Here is an 18,142-nt window from a genome sequence, read left to right as displayed (position 1 = left end):
GCTTGATCGTTAAACGCGGCGATGTGTTTTTTGCGGACTTGTCACCTGTTGTCGGTTCTGAACAGGGGGGCGTTCGTCCTGTTCTGGTAATTCAAAATGATATTGGCAATCGTTTCAGTCCAACCGTCATTGTTGCAGCCATTACGGCCCAGATTCAGAAGGCTAAGCTGCCGACACATGTGGAGATTGATGCGGCGTTGCATGGATTTGACCGTGATTCCGTTCTGCTTCTGGAACAGATCCGCACGATTGATAAGCAGCGTCTGACTGACAAGATCACTCATCTGGATGATGAGACGATGCGTAAGGTAGACGAGGCGCTTCAAATCAGTGTCGGTCTAATCGATTTTTGAACTGAAGAGCATCACACGACAGCAGGGCCGGATGGCTCTGTTTTTTTTGTCCATTTACATAGCAAGGATATCAGTCTTCGGACGTAGCTTATGTTCCATCCTGCGCCGCTGTTTGAAAGCGTCGTTTCCATCCATAATGAAAGTAACATATGGAATGGATGGAGGGTCATGAGAATGACGACAATGAATCGACCGGATTTTGCAATTGCAGGCGTGGGTACGACTGGCGGAGGGGACTTTCACCGCGTTGAGCTCGAAGGTGTCAGCAAAGTAGACGGAAGCTTGGACTGCTATTCCTTTAAGATGAACGGCTTGGCTAAGGTGAAAGGCAGCATTCGTGTAGAAGAGAGCTTCGAAGCGTCGGGCAAGTTGACCGTGGATGGTTCGGTGAAGGCGGTCATGACTAAGATTGAGGGTCAGTCTACGATTCGTGGTCATGTGGATAGTGAGTACTTACAAGCGAATGGTTTTGTGAAAATTCAAGGTGATTGCAGGACGCAGGGATGCGATGTTAGAGGTGCGATGACCGTGGATGGTGTGCTCGATGCGGAGCGTCTGCATATTTATATGGATGGTCCTGTACGAGCGGAAGTCATTCGCGCCAAGCAAATCAGCATCATGATTACAAGCAGCGGGACACTTAAACGACTGATGAAATCGATTTTACCTGCAACATGGCAAACTCAACTTCGCGCAGATCACATTGAAGGCGATGATATCCAGTTGGTTGAAACTACAGCAACAATTGTGCGCGGCAGACGAGTTAAGATTGGCGCAGGCTGTGTAATTGACCGCGTCGAGTTCGAGTCGGAGCTCATTGTCCATCCGGATGCGGTTGTTCGCTCGCGAGAGCGGATTTTCGGATAAGGGGCGAGGTGGAGATGCAGATGATGACGGGGACCAGAAGAAAAGTACGGATTACCGGAACAGGCTCAACCTCCGGCGGTTATTATGAGAGTATACGCGTGCTGGGTGAAGGGCAAGTGCTCGGTTCGATAGAGAGTGAATCCCTTCATAGCATGGGGAACCTGACCGTATCAGGCGATTTGAAGGTCGGCCTTTATCGCCAGGTGGGGGAAACGACCGTTCGAGGCGATGTTTATGGCGCCCAGATGAATGTGCTTGGCGAGATGGATACGACAGGCAGCATTCGCAGCAAGTCGCTGAAGGTACGGGGGCAGCTGGCCGTTCTTGGAGAATGCGAGGCTGAATACTTTGACGTTCGAGGCGGGTTCCATATTCACGGCTTATTAAGTGCGAATGTAGTGGAGATTCGTCCATGGGGTCCTTGTCACGCCAAGGAAATTGGGGGCGGACGGATCAATGTTCGGCAGAGCAAGTGGGGCGGAATGAAGCAGTGGTTTACAAAGCCGCATTCGATGGAACTGAACAGCGAGCTGATCGAAGGCGAGAATATTTACTTGGAGCATACGACTGCCGATGTTGTAAGAGGAACGAACGTGGTCATCGGACCAGGGTGCAGAATTGGGCTGGTCGAGTATCGGAAGTCGCTGAAGGTAAATAAGGCATCGGTTGTGAATGAGGAAATGAAAAGATAACAATTTTTGAGAAAATGACAATTTATGCTAGACAGTGATAATTGGGTCTGTTATTATGAGTTCAATATTATAGTAGCAGATTTTTAGCGACCGCTATGCGAAGAACGCAAGCTTGGGCTCCATGCCCCTGCTTGCGTTCTTTTTTTGTTTATCGCTATTTGAAGAGCTGCGGAAAGGAATTGCCATGAATCGAAAGCGTCATATAGGGGTTACCGTTTCGGCAGCCCTATTGTCAGGTTTACTTGTCTACGGAGTATATGTTCTGCAGCTGCGTCAGGTGAAATTTCAAGAGACGGTGAATGTCATCGTGCCGGTTCGCTTCGTAGATGCCGGAGAGCGGCTGACAACGGAGATGCTTGGCGTGAAGCAGATTGCCAAAGCATCCTACGTTCCGGAGATGTTTCTGCATGAAGAAGAGATGAACGGCATGGAGGTGATCGTACCTCTGGGAGCTAATGAGCCTTTGCTTAGCTGGAAGGTGGACAAGTTCCGGTTGCTGCCAAGCCGAGAGCAAGCCACCTTTCAAATCCCGCGAGACTATGTCCTCTCCGTCTCGAATGGCATTCGTGCCGGAGACAAAGTGATGCTGTATTTATCGGGAGAGTCTGTGGCATCTGCCAGGTTGTTTGCTGAATCGGTAACGGTTGCCTCAGTGAAAACATCGGGTAATCTCGAAATTGACGATACAAGCAATTCGAACTTGATGTCGTTAGCCAACTCGGACAAAGAAGGCATGTATGCCGCCAGACGTGATGCGAACGGCATGATTGATGCCGTCAATCTTAATCTGACGGAGGCGCAGTGGCTGAAGCTCGATTCGATCTGTAAAGGCGGCAAGAGCAAAGTGGTGATTGCCTACTCGTCCGAATCGCTGGCTATTGCGGCAGCCGAGGGGGGAACGCGATGAATGATTATGCCGTAGCCGTAGCCGGTGCCGCGACATCCAATCCGATCATCACTTTTCTAGGTACGACACCTAATATCGGTACTACTGCTGCGGCTTTCGCTTCGGCCTGCCGAATTGCAGAGGAAAGCGGGAGGTCCGTTGGGTATCTATGCCTGAATCTCAAGAGTGCGAAGGCGCATCGTTTCCTAGGTGTAGATAAGCCCAGTGCAACATTGGATTCGTTGCGACCTGAGCTGCTTACCGGTTCCCTGCAGCCGGATAAACTGCTTCGTTCCATGCATCGCTGCCGAGGAGCAGCTGATCTGCATGTGCTGTTCGGCAACATTATGCGAGATCAGGCAGAGTTTTTTACCATCGAAGAAGTGGAGCATTTGCTCGCTGTCGCTGAGCAGACTTTCGGCATCGTGATTGCGGATGTCGGTGCGTATTGGGATAATGCAGCCACACTATGTGCGCTTCGTAAGGCACATAAACGGATTATCGTAACGACAAGCGCGTTGTCTCACTTTCAGGAGGACGGACAGCGCTGGATCAAGCAGCTTTCCGCTATGTACGGCGTTGCTCCTCACGATTATGAAGCGATTATAATACATCAGCCCTGGGGCAGAGGAGGATTTCATGTGAAGGATATTTGTAAAGAGCTCGGAGTTGCGTTTCTAGGTGAGTTGACATTATCGGAGCCGATGTTATCACAGCTTGATAGCGGAACACTCGACGAGTGGCTGCTTCATGACGAGAGAGGGAAGGCGGTCATGAAGGAGCCTTCAAGTAAACTCATTGCGCATTACGGCTTGAAACGGCAAATGAGGATGACGGTGCAGCCTTGGTATAAGAAGCTGCTAACCCATCGCGGCGGAGTCAGCTCCTAATGAAAGGCGACGGGCGCTTCTCGCCATCGGCCTTCTCGGCGAAGCTGCTGGCGGTTGAGTCGGCAACTGAGGCTGCTGCCCCGGCAACAGAGCATGATGCACAGCGGGACTTTAACCGGTTATCGGAAGACGTGCGTGCCTACTTGGCGTTGCCGCGCGGCGAGACAGAGGAAGAGCGGCGTGAATACAACGAGAGCTTGAATCGAGCGGTGCTTGGGTACACGTACGATCGGGAGCGAATTCTCGCGGTTATTGCAGATCGTCTGCTTCGGCAGCGGATTCACGAGCTGCCCGGCTATCAGCATCCTTATTCGACGCTTGCGGAGGCACTGTTCGCCGAAGTGATCGGAATGAGCGTGCTGGAGCTGGTGCTGCAGAAACGGGAAGGGCTGGAGGAAATTCAGGTCGTGGGCACGAGGATATTCGAAGTGCGAGACGGACGGAGTACGCCGTCCCACTATGCCTTTGAATCGCTTCGCGAGGTTGAGCGGATTCAGCAGAACTTAGTGCTCTACAATAATGATCGCATCAATCCGCGCAAACGATGGGCGGAAGTGATGCTTCGAGACGGGACACGGGTCACGATGACCGGCCATGGGTTTACGGCTCAGCCTACGCTGACATTGCGATTCTATACCGTTAGGCGATTTGAATTGGAACAGCTGGGGCAAGAGGAATTTGGAACGATTAATGAGCGGCTTCGGCGGATGCTGCTGGCCATTCTGGAAGCAAGATTCAACCTTGTTGTCATTGGCCCAACGAACTCCGGCAAGACGAATCTCATCAAGGCGCTGATTGGTGAGTTGCCGGACGAGGAGCGGATTGTAACCATTGAGGGCAGGCATGAGCTGATGCTGATGCGGGATTTCCCAAAGAAGAATGTGATTGAATATGAAGCAGACGAGGAAGATGCGATGCATCGATCTTCGCAGGCCTTCAAGCTGGCTCTGCGTCAGTCGCCACAGCGCATTATTCATGCCGAGATTCGAGATGAGGATGCCAACATCTATGTGCGAGCGTGTACGAGAGGACATGCAGGCAGCATGACAACGCTGCATGCCAATATGCTGGAGGATGTGCCCGAAGCGATTGCGGATATGTGCATGCTCGATGGCCGGGGGATGAACCCGGAGAGGCTGACGAAACGGATTGCTGAATATGTGACTCAGATTGGAATTGAAATGCGTATTGCTGCAGGGCGACGCCGGCTGGTCCGATTAGCGGAAATGGGATGGGCTGACGGTGTAGTGTTTGTCAGAGATTGGGCTGTATTCGATGAGAATCTTGGCGATTGGCGGTATCCACAGGGGCCGTCGGCGGCGGCGCAGGTTAGGATGACGACGCTGTCTGTGGAGCAATGGGATCCCGTATGGATGCCGGATATCGTGCGCATGGCGGGGGTTGAGCCGAAATGATTGTCAAGCTGGGGCTGCTTACATTCATCTTTGCGCTCTTCGGTGCCGTATTTGTTGCTGTTCGAGGAATAATGGGCATATGGCTGCATCGGCAGCAAGTCATCAATCGCCTGAATTATCGAAGAGATCGTGGTGTTCATGAACGGTTTACGCGTTTTCTTCAGCGCTTCGATCGAACGTATCGCCATCTATCTGAGCTGCTTGAATCGTTGCAGCTGAGCTGGCGTCCTGTCTCATTTGCCGTTGCAAGTTTGCTTCTGCTGCTAATTGGCCTATCCTTCGGGGCGCTGTTTTTCCAAAGCGCCAAAGGAGCATCCATGCTTGGCGGTGTGATGGTCACGGCGCCGTATATGCTGCTTCGGACGATGCTGGTGCACCGCCAGATGAAGACGCGAATCGATTTCCTGCCCGCAGTGGAGCTGTTCTATCAATGTTGCCTCGTCAGCGGGGGAAGGCAGATTAAATCGGCGCTTCAGCGGACGGTAGAAGAGAAGCGGCTTCTTGGTCCTATGCAAGCTGTGTTCGAGCAGCTGTACAGGAATGTATCCGTCCGCGGCGATGATGAAGCCAGTTTGCGAATTTTTGCGGCATCGCTTGGACATGTGTGGGCGGATTATTTTGTGAATATAGTCCGTGCAGGGCTGGCAGAGGGACATCCGATCGCTGCCAACTTAAAGGACTTGATTACCGATATGCGCAAGGCGCGCAGAGCCAACCAGCAGGAGCGCAATAAGCTGCTCGAGATCCGTATCGCGAACTTCTCGCCGATCCTGTTTCTCCTTCTCTTCATCGGGATCAACTTCCATTACAATCCTGAGAATGCTTACCACTATTATATTGTCGATCCGGCAGGGCGAGATTTATTGCTTAACGCAGGGATGATGATTTTCGGCTCATTCGTTATGGGGTTATGGTTATCTCGCAAGAAAATGTAAAGGAGGTTCATAGTCAACTATGAGTGACTCTATTGCGAAACTCGTCATGTGGGCAGCGCTTGGCGGCCAATATGCAGTGTTATTCCTGCTCTTCGTCTCCCTGATGAAGCTTCTGACGTTTAAGAAGCCGCGTTATGTGCATGTAATCATGCAGCATTGGCGGAAGAAAACGGTCAGTGATCAGTGGCTTTCATTTGCGAGAATCAGTCGTGAAAGCAGCTCATTTAAGGAGCGGGAACGACTACTCGCCGGATGCGGCTATACAGGTGATGCGGCTCTGTATGTGCTGCTGCGCAGACTCTTCTTCCTGCTTGTCCCGATCTGGTCGGCAGCAGCGTACGGTTTCACCTATGTGGAATGGAATGCTTTGCCGCGTATAAGCGCGCCGTTACTGCTGTTTATCGTAATCCTGTTCTTGCTCTGGGATCTTCCTTGGCTGGAAGCGATTCGGAAGACGAGAGCAGAGCGGATGACCAAGGAGATTTATGTCGTCAGCAATCAATTGCTTTATCTGGCAGGTTCATCGCTTCATATTCATACGAAGCTGATGCGCTGTTTGCCTTACACGCGCACCTTGCGTAGCGAGCTTCAGATGCTGCTTGGCGAGTGGTACCACGATGCAGAAGGGGCATTAAGGCGGCTTAAGCTGCGGCTTGGAACCGAAGAGGGGCTGAGCTTCGTCGAGACGATCGATTCCCTGCGGCTCCACGGGAGCGAGCAGTATTATGAGCTGCTGCGAGAGCGAATTCAAGATTACAAGGAGAAGCTGGAGTTGGCTAAGGACAGTCGCAAGGAAACGACATCCTACTTGTTATTTGCCATAGCAGGGCTTCCGATCATGTATACCTTTCAGATTTTTATTTACCCTTGGGTTCGAGAAGGCCAGAAGCTGTTTAGCTCCCTGAATTAACGAATTGTGAATATAAAGGAGGTGAGGGCATGAGGAATATTCTGATAACCGTTATGATGCTGGTTGTCGTTGTCCTGTTGTTTAATGCGATTGTGGCCAAGGATACGACAGGCACGAAGGATCAAATCGAAACACAAGGCAATGCTGCAAATACCAAAATTAACACCATTATGATTCCATAAGGAGGCAGTGGCATGCGCTCACTATTGATGACGCTGCTGCTTATCATCGTTGCAGTCACTCTGTATAAAGGTGTAACCGGCGGCAAGCAGGGGACGAACGCTCAACTCGAGCAATCCGGGCGGCATATGAGCGATGGGATTCGGAGGATGAGCCCTTGAAGAGTTTACTTGTCTTTATCCTCTTGTCTGCCATGATGTGCTGGTTTATGTTTTCGCCGATTTATAAGCATGTGCTGATTGTCCGGCAGGCCGTTCTTCAGCAGGAAGTAGATTACATGCTGGAGATTGGGGCTAACGGCGAGCATGGCTACATAGATGCAGCCATGCTGCAGGAGTCCAAACTTCGACTAGCCAAGTACGGTCTACTCCCCAGTTCAGTCGAGTTTATAGTCAGCTCAGGGAGCGGCGCCTCAGCGACCGACGCCGCTCAACCACTGCTAAGGGGAACATCCTTGTCACTGACAGCGAGCTATCCCATCGAAGGTTTGCTCGCCATCGACCGGCTGATCGGGTTGGCACCGCCACCGGCAAATACGAAGCTTCGAGCCTCCGGGATGAAGATGAGTGAATATGTCCCATAACCATTCCGGGGAGAGGAAGCTGACGTATGTATAAGCTGGTGCTTGTCATGCTGATGATGGTCGTATGGATGCTGCTGCACGCACTACAAACCGATGAGGAGCTGGCGATTACAGCACTGTTTCAGAGCAAACATGCGGTTAATCGCGCCGCGCATGCAGCGGCACAGCAGGTGGATGCTGCTGCGCTGGCAGAGGGCAGGCTGCATATTGACGAGATTGCGGCGAGCAGTGCGGCCGGGCTATACTTGCAGCGCAATCTGCAGCTGGATGAGAGCGGGCAGCCTTTGCCCGGCTCCTATTTGAAGGAGCAAGTGGAGGTCGTTGAATTCCAGGTAATCAACGGGGACTCTGCGGCGTTCCCATATACCTATCGCAATGATACCTACGACTATAAGGTAACACTGCACCGCCCCGGCGTCATTCTGATCGCCAAGATTGTATATCCCCGCGTATTTACGGTAATAGAACCAATAGAGTGGATGATTAAAGGAGCAGCGGAGCTGACGTCAAGTTGACGGGGCCGCTGCTTTTTTTTGTGTTGCCGGGCAGACGCAGTCTGAAAACTCAGTGGATTTGTGCACCTTTTCAGTTTCACAGTGTACCTTTCTGTTGTAAGCGTTTGCTATACTGTGTTTATCAAACCGGCAACGCTTCGGAAAGTGAGAAGGAGGAAGCAAATTTGGCAAAATCAGGCCTTAAGTCAGTCGCAGCTACGCATCCCTACAGGGCTCCTTCGAAACGCGGCCTATGGCAACGGATTGTGGATCATCGCGTGCTCTATCTGATGTTTCTGCCCGTCATCGCGTATTACGTTATTTTCAGGTATTGGCCCATAGTGCTGGCATGGATCGTTGCATTCAAGGATCTTCAGCTGGGTACCGGCGTCTTCAGCAGCGAATGGGTCGGCTTCGATAATTTTCGCATGATCTTCGAGGATCCCGAAATCGTCAATGTGCTGAGAAATACGGTCGAAATTAGCTTGCTCCGCATCCTGGTCGGCTTCTTCCCGCCTATTATCTTGGCTATCATGTTCCATGATCTCGCCTCGAACAGGATGAAGAAATGGCTGCAAAGCGCCGTGTACATCCCGCATTTCTTCTCGTGGGTTATCGTTTATGGGATCGTGTTTGCGTTCTTCTCCACGGGCTCCGGCTTCGTTAATAATGTACTGGCCTGGATGGGCTACACCAGATTCGAGTTTTTTCTATCCGAATCTTGGTTCCGTCCGCTGCTGCTCGGTTCTGCACTGTGGAAGGAAATCGGCTGGAGCACGATCATTTATCTGGCTGCGCTGACGACAGTTGATCCACAGCTGTATGAGGCGGCCACGATCGATGGCGCTGGACCGATCAAACGAATCACGGCGATTACGCTGCCGAGCATTCTGCCTGTGATCACCTTTGTGCTTTGCATCAGTCTCGGCAATATCCTGTTTGCGGGCGGTGAGCAGATTCTGCTCTTCTATAATAAGGCCGTGCTCGATTCCGCAGACGTCATCGAGACCTGGGTGTATCGTGAGGGACTTAATCGACTTCAATTCAGTATCGGAACGGCTGTCGGCGTCTTCCAGTCCATCATTGGCATGGTCTTCATCATCTCCAGCAACTTCATCGCCAAAAAATATACCGGCCGCGGCATCTGGTAGAATGGGGGCTTTATGATCTATAAATCGCGAAGCGACATGATTTACCAGATAATTATTCATTGTATCGTTATTCTGGTGGCGATCACCGCTATCTTCCCACTGGTCTACGTCCTCGGGATGTCGTTCACGACCAAAGCGGAAATGATTCAACGCAATTATTTTGTCATTATTCCGAAGGAACCAACGCTGGAGGCCTACAAGCGGATCATGGCTTCCTCCGTTGTGTGGCATTCGTTCCTGATTTCCGTCTTCCGCAGCACGGTCGGGCCGCTGCTTTCATTGGCGTTGACGACAATCGGGGCATACGTCTTGGCGCAGCGGACGCTGCCTGGAAGGAAGCTGTTTCTATTCTTTATATTGGCTACTATCCTACTGAATGGCGGTATGATTCCAACCTACCTCGTCATTAAGCAGCTGGGGCTTATCAACTCGCTATGGTCTATGGTTCTGCCTCTCTTGGTAGATAGTTTCGGGCTGCTCGTCATCAAGATCTTCATCGAGAATCTGCCCGATGGGCTTATCGAATCCGCCAAGATCGACGGAGCCGGAGAATGGAGCACATTAACGCGAATCGTACTTCCGCTGGCCGCGCCGGCACTAGCCGCCATTGGGCTGTTTAACCTCGTAGCGCATTGGAACAGTTGGTTTGATGCACTGCTTTATTTGAATGACAAGTCGCTCTATCCGCTGCAGATGGTGCTCAAGAACATGCTGACCGTCGATTCGATCAGCGGCGACAATATGAATGGGATGTTGAAGTCTACTCAAGCTGTGAGTACAGAAACAATCAAGATGGCAACCGTCGTCATCGGCCTTGTCCCGATTCTATGCGTCTACCCGTTTCTGCAAAAGCATTTTGTCAAAGGCATGTACATGGGTGCTGTAAAAGGGTAAATACCCGGCAAGTGTAACAGAGGTGTCGAGAAGCCATCAGGAGGCGCTTCTTCACATATATCATTGGTTTCAGAGAGGGGATCAAGAGCTATGAGAAAGAAAATGACCTATTCCGTATTAGCCGTTATATTGGCTTCCGTTACGATGCTGAGTGCCTGCTCCGACAACTCGAAAAACAACAGCGCCACCAATAATACGACAACGGATAACGGAGGCAGCAATAACACAACAACGGATAATAGCAGTGGAAATGCGGGTAACGGCAAGACAGAGCCGCCGCTCCAAGAGCTCAATTTCCCGGATGCGTTTCCGAAAATCCCGGCAGCCGTGGATAAATCAAGCTATGCGTACGACGATATGAGCAAATCCTACGACCTGGATATTATGGTATCCGGCTCCTTCAACCAGTCGGTGCCTGAAGATAAGGTGAAGGAATTCTTAGAGAAGCAATTCAACGTGAAGCTGAAATTCACAAGCATGAATGCGGATGATCTGAAAAACTCCGTTAGCGTGCGCTTCGCTTCCGGGGATGAACCGGATATGGTGATGATGCCGGTCAAGGATGTCGCATTATCGCTCTATAATGCCGGCCAACTGCTTGACGGCAAGGACGTTCTGCCATACATGCCGCAGGCGATGCAATATGTCACGAAGGAATACAAGAACTGGGCGACCACGAAGGATGATCAATTAATCGGGGTGCCGCGTTACAGCGTGTTCCCGGACAACTGGGCTTATTTCATCCGCCAGGACTGGCTGAAAGAATTTGGCATGAGCATGCCAACGAATGAAGACGAGCTGTTCGCTTATGCGAAAGCAGTGGTCGAGAAGGATCCCAACAAGAATGGCAAAGCCGATACCTGGCTGATGGGCGCTGCCGGTGCCGGCAACGGCTGGTCCATGATGGACGCGCTGAAGACGATGTATGGGCATCCAAGCTGGAATGAGCAAGACGGCAAGATCAATCATCCGATGCTGGATGGTACGACCAAACAGTTTCTGCAATTTGTGAAGAAGTTGTACGACAACAAGCTGCTTGCACCGGACTGGTATACGATTGGCTGGGAGCCGTTCAAAGCCTATAGCTTGAACGATCAGGTCGGTCTCGTCTGGTACCCGGGCTGGAATATCGTGCAGGAGCAATATGATGCGAAGAAGAAAGACGCGGTTGCAGCTACGCTGTGGGAACCGCTCAATCCGCTGAAATCGAATGACGGCAAAGGCGGCATGTACGGACCGGGCGGCAATCCGGGCGGGCTGTTCATTTTCTCCAAGAAGCTGAAGGATGACCAAGGCAAATTAATGCGTCTTGCCCATATGCTCGATACGATGATTTATCCGAACGAGAATTACTGGGCGGTATCTCAGGGCGGCGGGCCGGAAATCTTCCCGGATGACTCGACCGTGAAGCTGAATGACGATGGTACGAACGTCTTCTTCATTAAGGATTCGCACATCTCGAAAGTGAAGCCGGAATATCAATCGCTCGCTGACTGGCAGTTCTTCGGCTACACCTTGATCTGGCAAGTCTACGATGACGAACCGGTTGGCGTAACAGGCAGCAAATGGAATCAGCAGGTCATCGCCATGCCACGCTATAAGAACTTTGATATGAATCTGACACTCGATGGTCCAACGAGCCAGAAACTGTCTGACTTCCAGAACAAGAACGAAATTTCCTTCGTGCTCGGCAAACGTTCCTTTGACGATTGGGACGCTTATGTGGAAGAATGGAAGAAAGCAGGCGGACAGAAGCTCATCGACGATGCTGCCACGCAGCTGGGCGTAGAGAAACAATAAGGTTCTACAGGTATTCGGTATACTCATGAATGCGCACTCTCGCATTCGTGAGTATACTTGTCTATTCCCGGATAACGCCGCCAAGGAAGGGTGCAACAGGATTGAAACCTCGCTTCGCGCTTGGTTCGCGCGCCAAATTAATTGTGCTCTTGTTTATACCAAGCACGTTGTTCGTGTTTTTCGTCGTTCAGATCGCTAAAGACTATACGCTCGGGTTCCTCAGGGAAACGCAGAACGAAGCACTTGCCGGCATGTCCAGTCAGGTCACGCATCTGATCTCCATCTATAACAGTGAAATTACCTATAACATGCTGGAAATGGAGCAGACGATCAAACAGGAGGGCGGCTCGGGCGATAATCTGAGCAGTTCCATGCATACGGCGGCGCAAATCCGCTCTGATTTTGTTCGGGGTATTGTTTATATACGCAATGACGGGGTTATTACCGGATATCCGCAAACCTTCTGGGGCAATTTCTCGGAGAAGGAAGAGCAGCTTGTGCGAAAGCAGGCGCAAGAGAGCCGAGGCGTGTTCGAATGGTCGGATACGATTCGTTCCGATATCGGCCGGACTGGTGCATACGGCCCGACGAGCCTCGTGACAAAGACGGTTTTCGATGAAGAGGGTCATACTTCCGGCTATCTGGCGTTTCTCGTCGACTTGTCTGGTTTTCTGGATCGAAGCGCGGCCTTCGCCGGCAGCTACGATACGCAGACACTGCTCTATGGCAGCGACAATCAATTGATCGACTACATCTGGGCAAGCCCATCGACGCAGGGCAGAAGAAAGCTTATCGAGGAGAAGAACGTGGAGACGCTGCCTCAGGCGCTTCGTTATTTCAAAGAAGCCGGCGTCTATCATTCTGTCTCTTACATGAATACGAACTTAAAGTGGAAAGTCATCGTCGTCGGCGACGTCAATAAACTGGAGAACCGATTCAAGCCTCTCGGGCAGATCGCTTGGTCCTTGCTGTTGTTCGGGCTCATCGGTTTTCTGGGCATATATATTACCGTCTCTTGGTGGTTTACGAGGCCGATTCTCGCACTGACCAAAGGAATTCGCAAGGTTGCCAGAGGAGATCTGGAAGCGAAAGTGCAGGTGAAGCAGCGAGATGAGCTGGGGGAGCTGGCGAATCAGTTCAATCAGATGACCGGCAAAATATCCGATCTTGTCATCGGGCTGCAGCGAACGGAAGAAGCTAAGCGCCAATCTGACATGCAGGTGCTGCTGTCGCAGATCAATCCGCATTTTCTGTACAATACGTTGAATACGATCGACATCATGATCGATGTCAGCCCCAAACCGGAGCTGCACGAAATGATGGCCGTGCTCTGTAGATTGCTCCAATACAGTCTGGAGGACAACAAACAACCGCCGTTGGAAGAAGAACTCCGATATGCGCGCGATTATCTGCATATTCTATCCGTCCGCTACGGTAACCGCTTCCAGTTTCGGATTGGATCTGCGCCGTCTGAGATTGCGCGCATGCCGGTTATGAAGCTGGTGCTGCAGCCGATCGTAGAAAACGCGGTCTTCCACGGACTGCATGCATTGGAAGAGCGTCAAGGCGAGCTTGACGTTTCGGTTCATGTCGAGGAACGAGCGGTCGCGATTTATGTGCGCGACAATGGCGTCGGCATTCCGCAGGAACGACTGGAATGGCTGCGTCAGGCACTTCGGGAAGACGTGGATCCGGGCAGTGAACGCGGCATCGGGGTGCTGAATGTGCATCGACGGATTCGGCTTCATTTCGGAGAGCGCTATGGGTTATCCATCGTCAGCGAATTTGGTGAAGGAACGACTGTCGTTATTCTATTGCCACGGCTGGAAGATGAGAGAACTCTCAAAGCTGACGGGAGGTTAGCGAATGAATGAATCTACGTTTCGCCTGCTTATCGTCGATGACGAACCGTTAGCCAGGATGCGCATTCGTTCATTCGATTTGGCTGCCCGCGGTTATGCTATAGCCGGGGAAGCGGAGAACGGTGAACAAGCTTGGCGCATGATCGAGAAGCTGCAGCCGGATATCGTGATTGCGGATATTGGCATGCCGATCCTTGATGGACTTGGCTTATTAAAGCGCATCCGCGGCATGACGTCGCCGCCGGCAGTCATCCTGTTGACTTGCTTCGAGGACTTCGAGAAAGTGCAAAGCGCCATGAGGAACGGTGCGGTTGATTATTTGACGAAGCTGCTGCTAAGCGAAAAGGAATTTATCGCTTGCCTTGATCGGGCGGTCGAGGATATTCGCAAAGCGCGTATGCAGAAGCATTGGACACTAAGACAGCTGCTGCAAGACCGGCTGCTCTCCGGAGGTGCATCGGCATCAGCATCCGCGGAGGCGCCGGAATCCGAATTGTCAATCTACAAACAATTCAGGCTCTGCCTGCTGCGGTTTCCAAGCCATGTCAAGTATGATGCGGCGCAGCTGATAGACGCCTATGAGAAGGAAGAGGCACCTTATTCTTCATTTGTCATTCGTCTGGCAGAGCCGCTCTGGGCAGTGCTGCTCACTTCAAGCGATACGAATCATAGCGCCGAATTCAATGCTTGGACCTTGCATACGTTGAAGCAGGGCTTTGAAGAATGCACGGTTCGCGGCAACCAGCCGCTTCAATCGCTAACAGACCCCAAGTATAAATGGGCACAACTGCCGGATGCGCTGATAACCTGCCGCAAGCTGCTCGATCATGCTTTCTATGAACCGAAAGGGACTGTCATCATCAGTGAAAGCAGTCCGGGAGAAGAGTCATCAGCATCAAATGCCAGACTGAAGGCGCTCTATGCGGGTATAAAGAAGGTAACGGAAGACAACGACGTGAACGCTATCGGAACGCTTCTGAATACATGGCAGGATGAAATTTCCTTTCATTTAAAGCCCGGTATGGAACAGTTGAAGCATGCCGGCTTCGAGCTCAGCAGCTGCTTCAGAGAGGACGTAGTATTGGAAACGGAAGAAGGGACGGTCGCTGTTCGCGAATGGATTCTTGCTGCAATCGAGCAGTGCGAGCATGTCAGCAGCCTCTCCTTAATCGTCAAGCAGCTAATTGACTTGATCAATGACAAAACAATGCCGAATAATCGTTGCCGCCATGAAATCCGTGAGGCGATTCGATATATCCGCAGCCGTTATCAGGAGGACATTGATTTGGTGAGCGTTGCCCGTCAGGTCAACTTGAGCCCAAGTTGGTTCGGGACGCTGTTTCGCAATGAAACGGGACATAGCTTCTTGGATTTCCTCCAGGACTACAGATTAGAACAGGCAAAGGTGATGGTGGCTCAGTCGGACCTCAAAATCTACGAAATCTCCACCATGGTCGGCATCACGAACCCGAGATATTTCTCACGGCTGTTCAGTGATAAATACCGGATCAGTCCGCAGGATTACCGAAGCAAGTCAAGAAGCAAGCTGCTGGGATGATTGGACGGTATAGCTGCCAACGGATGAAGTGGGCCATTGAAAGGAACAGCGGAACGAACGTCAAGTTGACGGAGCCGCTGTTCTTTTGTTGTAATGGAGGAAATAAGCTTGGAGCAAGGAGCGGTTGAAAGTGCAGGTGAACAGCGGAATGACGGAAACGGTGCAGCAAGTCGAAATCGAGGATCGTATTAGCCGGCTGCAGCAGCTAATGGGGGCAGCAGGTATTCATGCTTTCCTGGTCACACAGCATGTGGACCTTTATTATTTTACAGGCTCGATGCAGGCCGGATATGCATTTATTCCTAGAGAAGGCGCGGCAGTGTTCTATGTGAGGCGCAGTTTGGAGCGGGCCATTCAGGAGTCGGCCGTTCAAGTGCAGCCATTACATTCGCTGCGCCATTTCCGAGCCCAGCTGGAGCAGGATCATCCTGCCGTGTTTGGCAGCGGCAATGGAAGCGGCGCTCAAGCGGTGAAGATTGCAACGGAGATGGATGTCCTGCCGGCAGCTACATTCGCCAAGCTAGCCGAAGTGCTGGCAGGCAGCAGCAATGATTGTTTACTCGTAGACGGATCAGCTCTTGTTCGACGCGTAAGGATGGTGAAGTCACCTTGGGAGATTGGCCGAATTGAGTCTGCTGCACAGGTTGTCGCAGAAGCGCTGGAAGCTGCAGTGGGCATCATTAAGGAAGGTCTTACCGAACTTGAGCTGATGGCTCGCATCGAATATGAAATTCGCATTCGCGGTCATATTGGATTAATGCGTACGCGAAGCTACAACATGGAAATTTCGACCGGCATGCTCGGCTCAGGCGCAGCGGCTGCCGTTCCGAGCGCGTTCGACGGTCCGGCAGGAGGGCTGGGGCTCGGACCTGCTTTTCCGCAAAGCACAAGCCGCAAGTCGATCATGCGGGGGGAGCCGATTCTCATCGATATCGGCTGCTGTATCGATGGCTACATTATCGATCAGACGCGAACCGCAGTAATCGGCAGTCTGCCTGATGACCTAGCGGAAGCGTATGCGCAGGCAGAGCTCATCATCCGCCAATCGGAAGCGCTGATGCGACCTGGAACATCCAGCGAGTCTATCTATGCGGCTGCGCTGAAGCAAGCTGCAGATGCAGGACTTGCTGATCATTTTATGGGATATGGCAGCAATCAGGTCAAATTCCTTGGTCATGGCATCGGGCTTGAAGTCGATGAGTGGCCTGTGCTGGCGAAGGGATTCAGCGATCCGCTCGAAGCGGGCATTACGCTTGCGGTAGAACCGAAATTCACGTTCCCGGGACGCGGTGTCGTCGGCATCGAGAACAGCTACCTCATTACAGATACCGGCTGCCGGCCTCTCACAAGATCGCCTGAAGGGCTGATCGTTATACCATAGAAGAAGAGGCTGTTTGCGAGTTAACGATAAGTTGCTCGCAGGCGGCTTCTTTGCGTTTTCCGGTTGTCGCCAGCTTGACTCAGATGCGGTACTTCTCTCTTAGATTTAACTGTGGTTAAGGTAATCGGTAAAGCCGATTTCTATTGGACTTTGCTGTGCTACAATAATGCTGACTTCAAATGCCATGTCGCGAATAGCGACCCCATTCTCCTATAAATAAGAGGTGCAGTCCGATGAAAATGACGTTTAGATGGTTTGGCAATGACGACCCTGTCACCTTGCAAAATATCCGCCAAATTCCTGGGATTTACGGGATTGTAACGGCACTTTACGATGTGCCGGTCGGTGAAGCTTGGCCGGTGGAATCCATCCATCGGCTGAAAGAAACGATCGAAGCCGCAGGGCTGCGGTTGGCCGTGATTGAGAGTGTCCCCGTACATGAAGACATCAAGCTGGGACGACCTTCGCGTGACCGACTTATTGAAAATTACAGTCAAACGATTCGCCGTCTTGGCGAAGCCGGGGTTCCGGTCATCTGCTACAACTTTATGCCCGTGTTCGACTGGACACGCTCCCAATTAGCCTATACGCTGCCGGATGGATCCACGACATTGACGTTCGAGGATGAAACGATTTCCCGCATGGATCCGGTGAACGGTGACTTGTCGCTGCCTGGCTGGGATCAGAGCTACACCAAGGAAGAGATGGGACAGCTTATCGACGCCTACGCCGAAGTAACGGAGGACGTGCTCTGGAGCAATCTCGCTTACTTCTTGGAGCGCATCATTCCCGTTGCCGAAGAAGCCGGCGTCGTAATGGCCATTCACCCGGATGATCCGCCTTGGCCTATCTTCGGCCTGCCGCGTATCGTAAGCAATTTCAGTCAATTGAAACGTCTGACTGAGCATGTCGACAGCCCTTCGAACGGCATTACCTTCTGTTCCGGCTCGCTCGGTGCTAACGAAGATAACGATTTAACTGCGATCATTCGCCATTTCGGCTCACAAGGCAAGCTGCATTTTGCCCATACACGAAACATCCTTCGTACAGGTCCGCGTTCCTTCCAGGAATCGTCGCATCGCTCGTCCGACGGCTCGATTGATATGGTGGGGATTCTGGGAGCACTGCACGAAACCGGGTTTACCGGTCCGCTTCGTCCGGATCACGGCCGCATGATTTGGGGCGAGCAAGGACGTCCCGGCTATGGACTCTATGATCGCGCGCTTGGCGCAACGTATTTGAACGGGATTTGGGAAGCGATTTCAAAGACAAGGAGCTGACCGCAAGCCAT

At 51.8% G+C, this 18,142-nt stretch carries 19 protein-coding genes; all 19 read left to right on the top strand.

Annotated elements, in window-relative coordinates; translation table 11 throughout:
* Positions 1-2 precede the first annotated feature (2 nt).
* Positions 3-353: a type II toxin-antitoxin system PemK/MazF family toxin gene (locus BLW29_RS21140; RefSeq protein WP_090581240.1), complete on the top strand. Its 351-nt coding sequence runs from the start codon at positions 3-5 to the stop codon at positions 351-353.
* A gap of 174 nt (positions 354-527) precedes the next feature.
* Entirely contained in the window at positions 528-1,220 is a 693-nt protein-coding gene (locus BLW29_RS21135) for a polymer-forming cytoskeletal protein (RefSeq protein WP_090983268.1), read from the top strand.
* 14 nt (positions 1,221-1,234) lie between these two features.
* Positions 1,235-1,912 carry a hypothetical protein gene (locus tag BLW29_RS21130; RefSeq protein ID WP_143044442.1) on the top strand — a complete coding sequence of 226 codons (678 nt, stop codon included), beginning with the start codon at positions 1,235-1,237 and terminating at the stop codon, positions 1,910-1,912.
* Between the two features lie 184 nt (positions 1,913-2,096).
* On the top strand, positions 2,097-2,819 hold the full coding sequence (locus BLW29_RS21125) for a CpaB family protein (protein ID WP_090983485.1): 723 nt from the start codon (positions 2,097-2,099) through the stop codon (positions 2,817-2,819).
* Positions 2,816-3,688 (top strand): CpaE/TadZ family protein, encoded by an 873-nt coding sequence (locus BLW29_RS21120; RefSeq protein ID WP_090983264.1) that lies wholly within the window; start codon positions 2,816-2,818, stop codon positions 3,686-3,688. The genes BLW29_RS21125 and BLW29_RS21120 overlap by 4 nt, the downstream gene beginning before the upstream one ends.
* Entirely contained in the window at positions 3,688-5,103 is a 1,416-nt protein-coding gene (locus BLW29_RS21115; protein WP_090983262.1) for an ATPase, T2SS/T4P/T4SS family, read from the top strand. Before BLW29_RS21120 ends, BLW29_RS21115 begins: the two co-directional genes overlap by 1 nt.
* Positions 5,100-6,038: a type II secretion system F family protein gene (locus BLW29_RS21110; protein WP_090983260.1), complete on the top strand. Its 939-nt coding sequence runs from the start codon at positions 5,100-5,102 to the stop codon at positions 6,036-6,038. Before BLW29_RS21115 ends, BLW29_RS21110 begins: the two co-directional genes overlap by 4 nt.
* Before the next feature lie 19 nt (positions 6,039-6,057).
* On the top strand, positions 6,058-6,948 hold the full coding sequence (locus tag BLW29_RS21105) for a hypothetical protein (RefSeq protein WP_090983258.1): 891 nt from the start codon (positions 6,058-6,060) through the stop codon (positions 6,946-6,948).
* A 29-nt stretch (positions 6,949-6,977) separates the two neighbouring features.
* A complete protein-coding gene (locus BLW29_RS31495; protein WP_177186737.1) occupies positions 6,978-7,130 on the top strand; it encodes a hypothetical protein in 153 nt (50 codons plus the stop codon).
* Between the two features lie 12 nt (positions 7,131-7,142).
* Positions 7,143-7,289 carry a hypothetical protein gene (locus tag BLW29_RS31490; RefSeq protein ID WP_177186736.1) on the top strand — a complete coding sequence of 49 codons (147 nt, stop codon included), beginning with the start codon at positions 7,143-7,145 and terminating at the stop codon, positions 7,287-7,289.
* Positions 7,286-7,711, top strand: a complete 426-nt coding sequence (locus BLW29_RS21100; RefSeq protein ID WP_090983256.1) for a hypothetical protein — start codon at positions 7,286-7,288, stop codon at positions 7,709-7,711. The genes BLW29_RS31490 and BLW29_RS21100 overlap by 4 nt, the downstream gene beginning before the upstream one ends.
* A 26-nt stretch (positions 7,712-7,737) precedes the next feature.
* Positions 7,738-8,226 carry a hypothetical protein gene (locus BLW29_RS21095; protein ID WP_090983254.1) on the top strand — a complete coding sequence of 163 codons (489 nt, stop codon included), beginning with the start codon at positions 7,738-7,740 and terminating at the stop codon, positions 8,224-8,226.
* A gap of 164 nt (positions 8,227-8,390) precedes the next feature.
* Complete coding sequence (locus BLW29_RS21090) at positions 8,391-9,356, top strand: ABC transporter permease (RefSeq protein ID WP_090983251.1); 966 nt, start codon at positions 8,391-8,393, stop codon at positions 9,354-9,356.
* Between the two features lie 12 nt (positions 9,357-9,368).
* Complete coding sequence (locus BLW29_RS21085; protein WP_090983249.1) at positions 9,369-10,250, top strand: carbohydrate ABC transporter permease; 882 nt, start codon at positions 9,369-9,371, stop codon at positions 10,248-10,250.
* 90 nt (positions 10,251-10,340) lie between these two features.
* Positions 10,341-12,050, top strand: a complete 1,710-nt coding sequence (locus tag BLW29_RS21080) for a type 2 periplasmic-binding domain-containing protein (RefSeq protein WP_090983247.1) — start codon at positions 10,341-10,343, stop codon at positions 12,048-12,050.
* A gap of 101 nt (positions 12,051-12,151) precedes the next feature.
* Positions 12,152-13,924 carry a sensor histidine kinase gene (locus BLW29_RS21075; RefSeq protein WP_177186735.1) on the top strand — a complete coding sequence of 591 codons (1,773 nt, stop codon included), beginning with the start codon at positions 12,152-12,154 and terminating at the stop codon, positions 13,922-13,924.
* Positions 13,917-15,470, top strand: coding sequence for a response regulator transcription factor (locus tag BLW29_RS21070; protein WP_090983243.1), 1,554 nt, complete (start codon positions 13,917-13,919; stop codon positions 15,468-15,470). The genes BLW29_RS21075 and BLW29_RS21070 overlap by 8 nt, the downstream gene beginning before the upstream one ends.
* Positions 15,471-15,618: 148 nt before the next feature.
* The gene (locus BLW29_RS21065) at positions 15,619-16,851 is read left to right on the top strand and encodes a M24 family metallopeptidase (RefSeq protein ID WP_090983483.1); all 1,233 of its coding nucleotides are present in this window, start codon (positions 15,619-15,621) and stop codon (positions 16,849-16,851) included.
* A gap of 233 nt (positions 16,852-17,084) precedes the next feature.
* Positions 17,085-18,131: a mannonate dehydratase gene (gene uxuA, locus BLW29_RS21060; protein ID WP_090983241.1), complete on the top strand. Its 1,047-nt coding sequence runs from the start codon at positions 17,085-17,087 to the stop codon at positions 18,129-18,131.
* Positions 18,132-18,142: the final 11 nt, after the last annotated feature.

The organism is Paenibacillus sp. CF384, assembly GCF_900106745.1.
In the GTDB taxonomy this organism is placed as follows: Bacteria; Bacillota; Bacilli; order Paenibacillales; family Paenibacillaceae; genus Paenibacillus_Z.
This window is presented reverse-complemented; position numbering and strand designations above follow the sequence as displayed.

Bases quoted from the DNA above. Each gene is read 5' to 3' on its own strand.
- BLW29_RS21080 (WP_090983247.1), top strand. From the start codon at position 10,341: ATGAGAAAGAAAATGACCTATTCCGTATTAGCCGTTATATTGGCTTCC.
- BLW29_RS21120 (WP_090983264.1), top strand. From the start codon at position 2,816: ATGAATGATTATGCCGTAGCCGTAGCCGGTGCCGCGACATCCAATCCG.
- BLW29_RS21070 (WP_090983243.1), top strand. From the start codon at position 13,917: ATGAATGAATCTACGTTTCGCCTGCTTATCGTCGATGACGAACCGTTA.
- BLW29_RS21085 (WP_090983249.1), top strand. From the start codon at position 9,369: ATGATCTATAAATCGCGAAGCGACATGATTTACCAGATAATTATTCAT.
- BLW29_RS21095 (WP_090983254.1), top strand. From the start codon at position 7,738: ATGTATAAGCTGGTGCTTGTCATGCTGATGATGGTCGTATGGATGCTG.
- BLW29_RS31490 (WP_177186736.1), top strand. From the start codon at position 7,143: ATGCGCTCACTATTGATGACGCTGCTGCTTATCATCGTTGCAGTCACT.
- BLW29_RS21105 (WP_090983258.1), top strand. From the start codon at position 6,058: ATGAGTGACTCTATTGCGAAACTCGTCATGTGGGCAGCGCTTGGCGGC.
- BLW29_RS21065 (WP_090983483.1), top strand. From the start codon at position 15,619: ATGACGGAAACGGTGCAGCAAGTCGAAATCGAGGATCGTATTAGCCGG.
- uxuA (WP_090983241.1), top strand. From the start codon at position 17,085: ATGAAAATGACGTTTAGATGGTTTGGCAATGACGACCCTGTCACCTTG.
- BLW29_RS21130 (WP_143044442.1), top strand. From the start codon at position 1,235: ATGCAGATGATGACGGGGACCAGAAGAAAAGTACGGATTACCGGAACA.
- BLW29_RS21135 (WP_090983268.1), top strand. From the start codon at position 528: ATGACGACAATGAATCGACCGGATTTTGCAATTGCAGGCGTGGGTACG.
- BLW29_RS21115 (WP_090983262.1), top strand. From the start codon at position 3,688: ATGAAAGGCGACGGGCGCTTCTCGCCATCGGCCTTCTCGGCGAAGCTG.
- BLW29_RS31495 (WP_177186737.1), top strand. From the start codon at position 6,978: ATGAGGAATATTCTGATAACCGTTATGATGCTGGTTGTCGTTGTCCTG.
- BLW29_RS21125 (WP_090983485.1), top strand. From the start codon at position 2,097: ATGAATCGAAAGCGTCATATAGGGGTTACCGTTTCGGCAGCCCTATTG.
- BLW29_RS21110 (WP_090983260.1), top strand. From the start codon at position 5,100: ATGATTGTCAAGCTGGGGCTGCTTACATTCATCTTTGCGCTCTTCGGT.